Below are 13,009 nucleotides of genomic sequence, written 5' to 3' on the forward strand. Positions count from 1 at the left end.
GAAAATTAAAAAGTAAACTTTTAATTCTATAAATTTATAATAAAATGTAAAACAACAAAAAACCAGCCTCGATGGACTGGTTTATAAAAAACTCGCTACTTTTTCAGCAAATTGGATAGTACTTAGTGTTTTTTCTGGATCCGTCTTTGTATCTTGCGTACGATATCCCATATGTAGCACTTGTTCCACAGCTTTCTCCACATCAACAGCTGATTGTTCATCTTGGAACGAATATCGAAGCATCATCGCCATTGATAAGATCATCGCAGTTGGATTTGCAATCCCAAGACCAGCGATATCTGGTGCAGACCCATGCACTGGCTCATAAAAACCTAGTGTTCCTTCTCCTAAACTCGCTGAAGGTAACATTCCAATCGACCCAGTGAGAATCGCCGCTTCATCACTTAAAATATCACCAAACATATTTTCCGTAACAATTACATCAAAGGAAGTGGGACGACGAACCAATTGCATTGCACAATTATCGACAAGCATATGCTCAACCGTAACATCGGGATAATCAGCTTTCATCCGATCAACTACTTTTCTCCATAGACGTGAGCTTTCTAATACATTTGCTTTATCGACAGAAGTAAGTCGTTTTTTTCGGTTTTGTGCCATCTGAAATGCAAGTCTTACAATTCGCTCGATCTCTTGTTCATGATATATAAGCAGATCAGAAGCATATTCATAACCTGCATCATCTTTTTCTCTTTGTTTCTCACCAAAATAAATTCCACCAGTGAGTTCTCTTACAACAACAAAATCAACACCTTGAATAACTTCACGCTTTAGGGTAGAACTTTCTTCCAACCCTGGAAATAACACAATTGGCCTTAGATTGGAATACAAACCTAATGATTTTCGCAGTCCGAGCAAAGCTTGTTCGGGGCGAAGGTGAGGAGGGTGGTTATCCCATTTCGGGCCACCCACAGCACCAAATAAAATCGCATCTGCTTTTTTTGCTTTTTCCAACGTTTCCTCTGGTAATGGCATCCCTACTGTATCGGTAGCAATTCCACCTGCCAGTGCTTCTTCGTAATGAAAATCGTAATGATACTTTTTCTCCACTACTTCCAAAACTTTTTTGGCAGCTTGCATTACTTCAGGTCCAACACCATCACCGGGTATCACAACAATTTGTTTTTTCGTTACCAATGATTACTCCCCCTTGTGAAGGGTAGCAGCAATTTCTAATACACCTTCTAAAGTTTTGAACCAAGTTTAATCTTGCTAATAATCGATTAACTGCATCAGCCTAGGTATGCTTTCGCTGCTAAATGTACTTCTTTGCCAATTAATTGTTTGACCCAATAGGTTCTTTGTTGACCCAAACCATCATTTTACGAAGTTCGCTGCCAACTTTTTCGATTTGATGTTCTTTTTCACTTGCAGCCACTTTATTGAATTCTGGACGACCATTTTTATTTTCTGCAATCCAATTATTTGCAAATGTGCCATCTTGGATTTCTTTTAAAATTTGCTGCATTGCTTGTTTGGATGGCTCTCCAACAACTCGTTTTCCACTTACATAGTCTCCATATTCTGCTGTATCACTGATAGAATGACGCATACCACTCAAACCTTTTTCATACATCAAATCGACGATCAACTTCAATTCATGCAAACATTCAAAATATGCGATTTCCGGTTGATATCCTGCTCCGACTAATGTTTCAAAACCATTTTTCACCAGCTCAGTTACACCGCCGCAAAGTACTGCTTGTTCTCCAAATAGGTCTGTTTCTGTTTCTTCTTTGAAGGTTGTTTCAATGACACCTGCACGAGTGCTGCCGATTCCTTTGCAATAGGCAAGTGCAATATCTTTCGCTTGACCACTCGCATCTTGATGAACAGCAATTAAGGATGGCACTCCAAAACCTTCTTGGTATACACGACGAACCAAATGTCCAGGGGATTTTGGTGCTACAAGAATTACATCTACATCAGCAGGAGCTACGATTTGTCCGAAATGGATATTAAATCCATGAGAGAACATCAATACATTTCCAGCTTCCAAATTGTCTTTGATTTGTGTTTCATAAACATGTTTTTGGTGTTCGTCAGGCAGTAAAATTTGGATCACGTCTGCTTGTTTTGCAGCCTCATCAACTGGAAAAACTTCAAAACCATCATTTTCTGCTTGTTCCCATGATTTCCCTTGTCGAAGCCCGATCACTACTTTCACACCACTATCACGCAAGTTCTGTGCTTGTGCATGTCCTTGACTTCCATACCCTACTACTGCAACTGTTTTTCCACTGAAAAGATGAAGATTTGCATCGCCTTCATAATACATTTTGCTCATAATAATTCCTCCAAAATTCTTTTTTATATTTTTTAAATAACTGTCGAGAGTGAAATGTGTTCTAACTCTCTGCTGAGTGCAATTACACCAGTGCGGGCTACTTCTAATATCCCATAGGGACGAAGCAATTCAGTTAATGTGTCCAGTTTTGCTCGATCTCCTGTAGCTTGCAGCATCATGGAATCATGTCCCACATCTACTACTGATGCACGAAATGGATCGATTATACCTTGGATTTCTAATCGAACATTTGCACCTGCTGTAACACGAATTAGCATTAGTTCCCTTTCGACACTCGTGGTTTCCGTTATCGTACGGACTTCAATCACATCGATTAATTTCGATAATTGTTTGGATAATTGATTGAGTGTACGTTCATCACCATTGGTGACGATGATCATTCGAGATAAATCTTTCTCTTCTGATTGACCGACACTAATACTTTCAATATTAAAATTTCGTTGACCAAGCAAACTAGAGACTCGAGCTAAGACACGGGGACGATTGTTAACCAATACAGAGAAAATATGTCTCACTGCTCTTCATCTCCCATCATCATTTCATCTAAACCAGTGCCTGGAGCTACCATTGGATAAACATTTTCACCTGGATTGACCCAAAAATCTACGACTGCAGGACCAGGATGTGCCAAAGCTTCTTTCCAAGCCTCTTTTGCCTCTGATTTATTTCTCGCTCTCCAAGCTTTTACACCATAGGCCTCTGCTAACTTCACAAAATCTGGACTTCCAGAAAGATCTACTTCACTGTAGCGCTCTTTATAAAACACTTCTTGCCATTGGCGAACCATACCTAGACATTGGTTGTTAACAATAACTACTTTCACAGGAATATTTTCTAGTGCTACCACCGCTAGCTCTTGGGATGTCATCTGAAATCCACCGTCTCCTGTCACAGCAATAACAGTACGATCGGGAGCTGCTAATTGTGCTCCTATTGCCGCTGGAAAACCGAAACCCATGGTACCCAATCCACCAGAAGAAAGTAACGAACGCGGTTCGGAGAACTGATAATACTGGGCAACCCACATCTGATGCTGGCCAACATCAGTAGCAACAATTGCCTTTCCTTCCGTTGTTTGGTCCAAATGTTCAATAACCCATTGAGGTTTTAATACTTGTTCATCAGCATCTTTGTATTGCAAAGGATAATCTTTTTTCCATGCATCACATGTTGTGATCCAGTTGCTGGAATCAGCTGGAGGAACTTGTTTGTTTGCTATCGTTAATACTTCTTTCACATCTCCGATAATCGGCACATAAGTATGCACATTTTTATCTATTTCGGCTGGATCGATGTCGATGTGTACAATTTTCGCTCCAGTAGCAAACTTATCAATTCTTCCCATTGTCACTCGATCATCAAATCGCGCACCAATGGCAATTAATAAATCGGATTCGAGAATAGCATGATTTGCAGCATAAGTTCCATGCATTCCAGGCATTCCCAACCAAAGGTCATTCCTGCTGGGGAATCCTCCCAATCCCATAAACGTTGTCGTTACAGGGATATTCGATTTTTCTGCAAATTCAATCAGTTCTTTTTGCGCATTCGCCCTTACAACTCCACCACCTGCTAAAATGACGGGACGCTTCGCTTGCTGAACTACTTGATACAGTCTGCCGATTTGAACATCATTTGGTTTTTCCGGCTTATAAAGACCTCGAATCTCTACTTCTTCTGGATAAGTAAACGTATTTGTTGCCTGCGAAACATCTTTTGGTATATCGATCAATACTGGACCAGGTCTTCCGGTAGTTGCAATTGTAAATGCTTCTTTTACAATAGTCGGTATTTCTTCTATACTTCGCACCAAGTAATTGTGTTTTGTTATCGGCATGGTAATACCAGTGATATCAGCTTCTTGAAATGCATCCGTTCCTAATAAATTCAAAGGAACATTTCCTGTTATACAGACAAGCGGTATGGAATCCATCATAGCAGTAGCAATTCCTGTAACCAAATTTGTTGCACCTGGTCCTGAGGTAGCAATAACAACTCCTGGTTTTCCAGTTGCCCTTGCATACCCATCGGCTGCATGAATTGCTCCTTGTTCATGTCTCGTTAATAGATGTTTTACATGCCCATCGTATAATGAATCATAAATAGGAAGGACTGCACCCCCAGGATAACCAAAAATCATGTCTACTCCTTCTTCGACAAGCGAACGAAGCAGTATTTCAGACCCTGTATACTTTTTTTCTTCCAAGCCAATAGAATTTGTTTTTGATTCTAATTGGGGAGCCAAAGTAATTCCTCCTTTAAAAATAAAAAAACCGTACTATCCCATGTGATCTAATCACTAATTGGGACGAACAGTTTCGTGGTACCACCCAAGTTCACTGAAGCCTCGCAGCATCCAGTCTCATCAAGTACATTTGTACTCGGTCGATAACGGCGACAACCGATCATGATCTACTAAAGTAAATGTTTTACTCTTTCGGCATGTAACTCAGAGGTGAGAAGCAAAATACGTACGGTTTTGGGTCTCAGCTATTCCCAAAAATCTCTGTTCCGCGTATTGGTAAATCACTTATATCCTCATCATTGTTTTAATCATGTCAATAATTTTGTTTAAGTTTTGAGAAATACAGTTATTTTTTTATTATTTAGGTGCTATTATATCTACCTCCCTTTTCGATTGTCAACCCATTATCCTGATATTTCATATTACAAAAATGGTAGCGCTGTCATAAGTTGCACATTATTTTACTTGTTTCTTTGTGAAGGTAAGAAAGTTGCTACAATTAAATATTTATACCTTCTAAAATTATTCATTTTCTTTCCCGGCATATTCTTTTTGTATTCTTGACGTTATACGGGGATTAAACAGGAACCCAAAGTAGTTCATAGGCATACATATATGTTGACGAATGAATCTTTTCATTCTTCCTTCACTGCTATTAAAGGAGGTCATGAAATGACGGATTTCAGTAAAGATTTACAAGAACTAAGCTTAGATGAATATGCACAAGAAGGTATGTCTCCATGGCAGCATTATATGGAACAATTTGAAGATGCAGATGTCGCACAACGCTGTGGCAGATGTGGCGGTTGCGGCGGTTGTGGTGGTTTTCATCGCTGCGGTGGATGCGGCGGTTGCGGCGGTTGTGGCGGTTGTGGCGGTTGCTCACCATTTTTTCCATTTTTTCCTTTCTTTCCGTTTTTTTAAAATCTCAAGCCCTTTTGTGCTTGGGCTTTTTTTTATAAAGAAAGTAAACAAGCAAACAATCATAAACTATAGAGATCTCTGCTTAGAAAGGAGTAACGGCATGACAAGTAATTTAAAATCTGCCCGCTTAAAAGTAAATCAAGATACATATTTTACTCCAGACGCTGGGGGAGGTGTTTACTTTCGAAATAATACCCACTCCTTTCGAATGCATGGCTCCAATGTATACCAATGGATGGAGAAACTTATGCCCGTTTTCAATGGCAAACTTACACTGAATGAAATTACAAATGACTTACCAGAAAAGTATCAACAACGCGTTTTTGAATTGTCCGACATTTTACTAAACAATGGTTATATAAGAGACGTAAGTCAAGATCAACCGCATAACCTTACCGAGCATGTACAAAAAAAATACGAGCAACAGATTGAATATTTGGATCACCACCTTGGTTCTGGAGGATTTCATTTTGAGCAGTACCGACAGGCAAAAATACTTGTTGTCGGATCAAATTATTTTCTTGATTATCTTATCTCATCACTCGTACAATCTGGAGTAACAACCATTTTTTTCTATTGTACGAATGACACAACAAAACAACAAGTGGATCTCGTAAAACCATTTGCGCATCAAGAAGATACAGAAATAACTGATCTTACAAATAATCCTGCATGGATGAAGTTCATTCATTCCGTAGATGTTGTCTTGTATATAGGTGATCAAAATAACAAAGAATTTTTCTCCTCTCTTCACAGTGAATGTAAATATCAAGAGAAGACCTTACTTTCAGCTATTATTTCACCTAAAATAGGCGTTGTAAGCACCGCAAATAATGTGGATTTGATGAGAGAAACAATCTACACAAAAGATAGAAATAATAGAGAAAACGTTAGTAATCCTTTCATTGGATTAGTGGCCAGTCAACTATCGTTTTTTTGGTTCCGTTGGTTTCACCACTTAGTAGATCGAATTCATCCCAGTTTATATACTCTTGATCCCATTACACTTGAAGGAAAATGGGAACCTGTTGTAAAACATTCCTCTATTCATTCAGACCCTACACTAACTCCGCTTCCTGAAGATAGTTGGCTGCACTCACAACAGAAGCAAGGCGATCTTCGATACTTATTTTCGAAGATCACTTCACAACAAACAGGGATATTTCACTCATTTGGTCCAGAAAATTTATTACAGCTTCCATTATCACAATGCCAAGTAACTCTACCAAACTCTCTGCAACTGATTTACTCCGGATGGAACCATGAAGAAGCATGGCGAGAAGCAGGGAAATCTGGAGTCGAAGCCCATGCTAAGCAATATATAAGCGACATAAGTGACTGTGCAATCGGTGCTGGCGAAAATATAGCAGAAGCAGTATATCGTGCCCTGATGGCACGACTCAGCCACTCTTTCTCTCGAGATCGAAACTCTGATTTTACCTACTCTATTACATATGAAAAAATACTAGATGAAAGAAGTAGGTACTATGCGAAATGCATCGAAACAATGGGATACTCTCCTATTTTATATACAAAAGAACTAATAAAGGGATTCCCGGTTATTTCTATAAAAAAGGAGAATACTTGGATATCAGCAGTCGGATATCATAATTCTGATGCACTTCAACAAGCACTTCAAAAAACGCTTCATTTTCTGCAAACAAATAAGGAACCAGTCTCTACTTATAACGTAAGTAATCGAGTGCTTCCCAGCGGTATGTTTGATCCTGTTCCTTTCATCAATCCTGAGGAAAAACTAGAAAAAGCACTTGCATTATTAAACAAACAACAAAGTAAAATGGATGTTTTCCAAGTTTCCGTAGAAAAAATGATTCAAGAACATCTCTATGTTGTCGCTGTAAAGTTACGAGAAGGAGAAAGATAGATGAAACCAACGATTGGGATATGGGGAGAAGGAGAACTTGCTAATTCAATTGCAAACATTTTACAAGACGACTTTTCTATTCACTCTCTTCCAAAAGATTGGAAAAGGACAAATGAGAGTGATATTTCCTTTTTACTCGTTGTTCATGATAATTGGCAACCACAACTGCATCATGAAGTATTTCAAACTGCAACCATCCCTTGGCTAAGAGTATTTGTTCGTTTTGGTGAAGCAATAATAGGTCCGGTGATACATAAGGAGAAAGAATGTTGCTTTCATTGTGCAGATCGCAGAGTAACAGCAGGTGGAAAAGACCGCCAAGAAATGTGGTCCTTGTATCAAAAATTTCATCAAAACAAGCAGAATCACAAAGATCCTTGGATAACTACTTTTGCTGTTGAATATGTAACAAATATGGTTGCACACGAGATAAAAGACATTTTATTGGAAGATAGGATAATGAGAAATGAAATGATTATTACTTATTTGCCAACCCTGCAAACTTCTCGACACAAACTATTAGCTGATCCACTATGCCCTGTTTGTGGAAAGTTACCATTGGATACACCAGATGCCGCAGAAATAAGACTTCAAGCTGCACCTAAAAATAGTAGTCATTCGTTTCGTGTTCAATCATTTGAAAAATGGAAAACTAAACTCAAAGAAGATTATTACGACAACCGGACGGGTGTTCTTCATCAAAAAGCACATGATTTCTTATCGCCCTTTGCTTCTGTGAGTGTAAAACTCCCTTTGTATATCGGCTCAGAAATGACAGCAGGTCGAACACATCGTTTTCAAGACAGTGAAATTACTGCTATTTTCGAGGGATTAGAGCGTTCTTGCGGTATTGCTCCAAGAGGAAAAAAAACAATTGTATATGATAGTTATCATCGTGTAGCAAAAGATGCACTTCATCCTGAACAAATAGGAGTACATTCCAAAGAACAATATAGTATGCCTGACTTTCCTTTTCAGCGGTTTGACCCTGATAAAAAAATAAATTGGGTTTGGGGATATTCCTTTCGCCAAAATCGTCCGATCTTAGTTCCGGAACGATTAGCCTATTACAGTTTAGGAAATGACAATGGATATATATATGAAACGTCCAATGGCTGTGCACTAGGAGGATGCCTAGAAGAGGCGATCTTCCATGGCATATTAGAAGTGATGGAAAGAGATGCATTTTTGATGACATGGTATACCGAGCTGCCGCTTTCCGAACTCGATCCATTTTCTGCTCATGATACAGAATTGAGTCTCATGTTATACCGTATAGAAGCAGTTGCAGGCTACGAAATTCACTTATTTGATGCAACAATGGAACATCATATACCAAGTATCTGGGCTTTAGCTAAAAATAAAAAAGAAACCGGTTTTCACATCATCTGTGGTGCAGCTACACATCTTGATCCAGTAAAAGCTACCAAAAATGCACTCCATGAACTAGCAGGCATGATGCTCACACTTGACAGCCAAGCAAAACAGCTTCGAAACAAATATATAAATATGATTTATCAACCTCATCTTGTTCGACAAATGCCTGATCATTCGATGCTCTACAGTATTCCGGAAACAGAACATCGATTCCGCTTTTTACTGGAACAAAACAAGCCTTTAAAAACATATCAACAACTCCACAAACCACCCATCAGCAAAAATAATTTGACAGATGATCTTCAGTATTTGATAAAGACTTGTCACGACTTAGACTTAGATGTCATTGTCGTCAATCAAACAACAAAAGAATTAGAACGAAATCAATTGCATTGCGTCAAAGTCATTATCCCAGGAATGCTGCCAATGACATTTGGCCATTACCTAAAAAGATTGACCGGATTGCCAAGAGTGCTCACTGTTCCGAAGTTATTAGGGTACCAGAAAGAGAATTTGACACTCGATCAATTAAATCCTCATCCTCATCCATTTCCATAGGAGGGATAAATATTGGAAACTACTGACTTCCTCCATTATCTGCACTATGACCCTGATAATATCCGCCCTCGTAATTGGGAGCCCAATTGGCACGATGCGCCAGTTCCATATAAACAATATACACACCAGACCATAAGACTTCCTCTCACTTCTGAAATTTCATCAAAAATACAAGAAGGGCAATCTTCTTTCACCTTACAAGATATCGCTCAACTCCTCTGGTATACGTATGGAAATACGAGGATCATCCACACTCGTTATCCAGATGGAAATACCATGAGTTCCATTCGGCGGTTTGTCCCTTCTGGAGGAGCACTTTATCCAAACGAACTGTATCTCTATCTAAAGGTAAAAGACTTCCCAACAGGAATCTACCACTATGATGTAGCAAAGCATACTCTCGTATTATTACGCGAAGGAAATTTTGATACTTATCTCTCGCAATCACTAGGAGATACTTGCGACATACAGCATTGCTTCTCATGTATTTTCGTCTCTACACTCTTCTGGAAAAACTTTTTTAAATACCATAATTTTTCGTATCGTTTACAAGCACTGGACTCTGGTGTGGTCATAGGACAATTATTAGAAGTTACCAGTCGAATGAAAGTTACAACATCTGTTTGTTATTATTTTTTGGATGAAGCACTCAATCACTTACTAGGATTGAATACAAAACAGGAAAGCATATATGCTGTTATTCCTCTCTTTTTTGAAAAAAAAGGTTCCAATCAGCAAACAAACCCGGGAACAACGACGACGAAAGAATTATATGGACAAATACCACCTCTATCTTCTTCCTATTATCTAGGTTCGAAAAAAACCTTTACTGACGCTCTTTTCCAACATGCACATGCTTCCTCCTTACAACATACTACAGCGTTAAAAAAAACAGAAAAGGAGTTACCTTTGTCTTTGGAGTCCTATCGTCAAGTTATTCCTTTACCTTTAACTACTAAGCTTTCTGCTTCTTTTTATGAAACTTGTAAAAATCGCGCTAGTCCCAGTAGTGATTTTCGCCTAAAGCATACATCCTTGGAGCAACTTGCAGCACTGTTACAAAATACTGCGTTGCACAAACCAAGCGAATCACTTCTAGTCGGCGGATATTTTCATCATGTAAAACATCTTCCAAACGGAATCTATCTTTATAATAATAAGAAACACCAGCTTCACCTTGTACAAGAAGGTGATTTTCGCATGTACTTGCAACAAGCATTGACTCACCAGCATATCAATCTATATCAAGTGTCAATCTGTCTCCATCTCATTGGCACAACGCAAACATCCCCTATAAGAGAATACCGCATACAACAGATGCAAGCGGGCATTATGGTTCAACGCATGGCACTTGCGGCATCTGCATTGGAACTCGGTGCTCATCCATTATTGGGGTATGACACCAATAAAGTGGATCAGCTTTATGCATTAAACGAAACAGATGCAAGCTGTCTCATTCAAATCCCCATTGGTCACTATAAGATTGCCAATCAAATTACAAATTGTTTACACGCTTAAAATAGGACGGCACCTTGGAATATATCCAAGGTGCCTTTTGATCAAACTCTACGAAAACAGGTCATTATTCTTCTTCATTTCCCGAAGTTTTACCCGAACATCCTCTGGTGTTTTCTTATCATTGATCATCTTATTGAGATAGTTCAGCAGATTCTTTTTAGCCTTAAGAGAAGCATCATTACCCTTGCCACTCGGTTTGCTATCCGCTTCCAGGCGAGCCATCATAAGATCACCTTCGAGCTTCTTAGCAGTCTCCAGAATATCTGCCATCTTTTCCTCCAAGTAGAGCTGGTATGACAAGGCAATCATAGCAGATTTCATTTATAAATACAATATTCTGAATACCAGTAAAATAATGCCAAACAAAAAAGTACCTGCATGGCAGCAGATACTTTTTCATTGATTAGCAGTCTTTCAAAACTGCACCTGTATTTGCAGAAGTTACTAAACTGGCATAACGGCGTAAAAATCTGCCGCCAACTTCAATTTTCGGCGCCTGCCAATTTTCTTGGCGTCTTGCCAATTCTTCATCAGAAACCTCAAGCTCAAGCGTACGGTTGATCAAATCGATGTGAATGATATCTCCCTGTTCGACAAAGGCAATCGGCCCTCCATCTGCTGCTTCTGGAGATACGTGACCAATGCTGATCCCACGGGTTGCTCCAGAGAATCTGCCATCGGTAATCAGAGCAACTTCTTTCCCTAAACCGCGTCCCATGATCGCCGAAGTGGGAGAGAGCATCTCTGGCATACCAGGTCCACCTTTTGGTCCCTCTGAACGAATGACGACAACATCCCCTGATTTTACCTTTCCAAAAGATATACCAGCGATCGCAGCATCTTGTGACTCAAAAATCACAGCAGGGCCGCTAAACGTTTTAATCGATGGATCTACAGCACCCGTTTTGATCACCGCACCATTTGGAGCTAGGTTACCAAAGAGTACACAAAGTCCGCCTGTTTCGCTGTACGCATTCGTAATCGGATGAATAACTTCTTCATCTAAAATTTTATGATCTTTAATATTTTCTCCTAACGTTTTAAGCGTTACTGTTTTACAATCTAAATTTAAGATACCTTCTTTGTTTGATAATTCATTCAGAATTGCGTGAATTCCACCCGCCCGATCCACATCTTCCATATGCCACTGACCAGCAGGACTGACTTTACACAAGTTCGGTACCTTTGCAGACATCTCATTGATTCGCGTCAATGGATATTCGACACCGATCTCATGAGCAATTGCCAACGTATGTAATACGGTGTTGGTAGAGCCGCCCATTGCCATATCAAGGGCAAATGCATTATCAATCGATTCTTTGGTAACGATATCACTTGGTTTCAAATCTGCTTCGATCAAAGCGATAATTTGTTTTGCAGCTTTCTTCGCAAGTTCTTTTCGCTCAGGTGTATCTGCTAATATACTTCCGTTTCCTGGCAGAGCCATTCCCATTGCTTCGGATAAACAGTTCATCGAATTAGCAGTGAACATACCAGAACAAGAACCACAGCTTGGACAAGCAAATTGTTCCAATTCATATAGTTCTTTTTCATCTATTTTTCCTGCTTGGTGTGCCCCTACGCCTTCAAATACGGAAACCAAATCGATGGATTTACCAGAAGGAGTCATTCCAGCTTTCATTGGTCCACCACTAATAAAGATTGTTGGGATATTGACACGCATCGCACCCATCAGCATCCCTGGCGTAATTTTGTCACAATTCGGGATACAAATCAGACCATCGAACCAGTGTGCCAATGCAACTGTTTCTACCGCATCGGCAATTACTTCCCTACTTGGAAGTGAATAACGCATGCCGATATGTCCCATCGCAATTCCATCATCTACACCGATGGTATTAAATTCAAAAGGAACACCACCAGCAGCTCGAACTGCCTCTTTGACTACTTCTGCAAATTTATTCAAATGCATATGACCGGGCACAATTTCTACAAATGAATTACAAATACCGATAAATGGCTTTTCGAAATCTTCTTCTTTCACACCAGCAGCTCTGAGCAAACTTCTATGCGGTGCACGATCAATACCTTTTTTAATTTTGTCACTTCTCACTCTAAGTCACCTACTTTATGAATTATAAAAGAAACTTACTTGGGTAGTAAGCATCTTCAGGCTTAGACATAGGTCTATTGCACAAGTGTAGATAAAATA

At 39.4% G+C, this 13,009-nt stretch carries 10 protein-coding genes; 4 read left to right on the forward strand and 6 right to left on the reverse strand.

Translation table 11 applies throughout. The features are described from left to right. Nucleotides 1-81: 81 nt before the first annotated feature. From leuB to ilvB, 4 genes are all read right to left on the reverse strand, one after another. On the reverse strand, nt 82-1,158 hold the full coding sequence (gene leuB, locus AC5WOC_RS15260; RefSeq protein ID WP_496056275.1) for a 3-isopropylmalate dehydrogenase: 1,077 nt from the start codon (nt 1,156-1,158) through the stop codon (nt 82-84). Nucleotides 1,159-1,297: 139 nt separating this feature from the next. Continuing rightward, nucleotides 1,298-2,308 carry a ketol-acid reductoisomerase gene (gene ilvC, locus AC5WOC_RS15265; RefSeq protein ID WP_496056276.1) on the reverse strand — a complete coding sequence of 337 codons (1,011 nt, stop codon included), beginning with the start codon at nt 2,306-2,308 and terminating at the stop codon, nt 1,298-1,300. 32 nt (nt 2,309-2,340) lie between these two features. After that, nucleotides 2,341-2,844 carry an acetolactate synthase small subunit gene (gene ilvN / locus AC5WOC_RS15270; RefSeq protein ID WP_496056277.1) on the reverse strand — a complete coding sequence of 168 codons (504 nt, stop codon included), beginning with the start codon at nt 2,842-2,844 and terminating at the stop codon, nt 2,341-2,343. Next, nucleotides 2,841-4,574 (reverse strand): biosynthetic-type acetolactate synthase large subunit, encoded by a 1,734-nt coding sequence (ilvB, locus tag AC5WOC_RS15275; protein ID WP_496056278.1) that lies wholly within the window; start codon nt 4,572-4,574, stop codon nt 2,841-2,843. Before ilvB ends, ilvN begins: the two co-directional genes overlap by 4 nt. 672 nt (nt 4,575-5,246) lie before the next feature. On the opposite strand from ilvB, the gene AC5WOC_RS15280 reads away from it, so the two are divergent. The 4 genes from AC5WOC_RS15280 (at nt 5,247) to AC5WOC_RS15295 (ending at nt 10,836) form a co-directional block, all read left to right on the forward strand. After that, the gene (locus AC5WOC_RS15280; RefSeq protein ID WP_496056279.1) at nt 5,247-5,498 is read left to right on the forward strand and encodes a heterocycloanthracin/sonorensin family bacteriocin; all 252 of its coding nucleotides are present in this window, start codon (nt 5,247-5,249) and stop codon (nt 5,496-5,498) included. Between the two features lie 100 nt (nt 5,499-5,598). Next, the gene (locus tag AC5WOC_RS15285) at nt 5,599-7,383 is read left to right on the forward strand and encodes a hypothetical protein (protein WP_496056280.1); all 1,785 of its coding nucleotides are present in this window, start codon (nt 5,599-5,601) and stop codon (nt 7,381-7,383) included. Further along, nucleotides 7,384-9,318 carry a TOMM precursor leader peptide-binding protein gene (locus AC5WOC_RS15290; RefSeq protein WP_496056281.1) on the forward strand — a complete coding sequence of 645 codons (1,935 nt, stop codon included), beginning with the start codon at nt 7,384-7,386 and terminating at the stop codon, nt 9,316-9,318. Between the two features lie 12 nt (nt 9,319-9,330). Further along, nucleotides 9,331-10,836, forward strand: coding sequence for a SagB family peptide dehydrogenase (locus AC5WOC_RS15295; RefSeq protein WP_496056282.1), 1,506 nt, complete (start codon nt 9,331-9,333; stop codon nt 10,834-10,836). A gap of 48 nt (nt 10,837-10,884) precedes the next feature. Here the strand turns inward: AC5WOC_RS15295 and AC5WOC_RS15300 are convergent, their stop codons facing one another. Together AC5WOC_RS15300 and ilvD are read right to left on the reverse strand one after the other, a co-directional pair. Then, a complete protein-coding gene (locus AC5WOC_RS15300) occupies nt 10,885-11,106 on the reverse strand; it encodes a hypothetical protein (protein WP_496056283.1) in 222 nt (73 codons plus the stop codon). Nucleotides 11,107-11,239: 133 nt separating this feature from the next. Beyond that, on the reverse strand, nt 11,240-12,910 hold the full coding sequence (gene ilvD / locus AC5WOC_RS15305) for a dihydroxy-acid dehydratase (RefSeq protein WP_496056284.1): 1,671 nt from the start codon (nt 12,908-12,910) through the stop codon (nt 11,240-11,242). Nucleotides 12,911-13,009: the final 99 nt, after the last annotated feature.

The sequence above is a fragment of the Shimazuella sp. NTD247 genome (assembly GCF_059510415.1).

Coding starts and splice junctions, on each gene's coding strand:
- ilvC (WP_496056276.1), bottom strand. CDS start 2,308: ATGAGCAAAATGTATTATGAAGGCGATGCAAATCTTCATCTTTTCAGT.
- AC5WOC_RS15280 (WP_496056279.1), top strand. CDS start 5,247: ATGACGGATTTCAGTAAAGATTTACAAGAACTAAGCTTAGATGAATAT.
- AC5WOC_RS15285 (WP_496056280.1), top strand. CDS start 5,599: ATGACAAGTAATTTAAAATCTGCCCGCTTAAAAGTAAATCAAGATACA.
- AC5WOC_RS15290 (WP_496056281.1), top strand. CDS start 7,384: ATGAAACCAACGATTGGGATATGGGGAGAAGGAGAACTTGCTAATTCA.
- AC5WOC_RS15300 (WP_496056283.1), bottom strand. CDS start 11,106: ATGGCAGATATTCTGGAGACTGCTAAGAAGCTCGAAGGTGATCTTATG.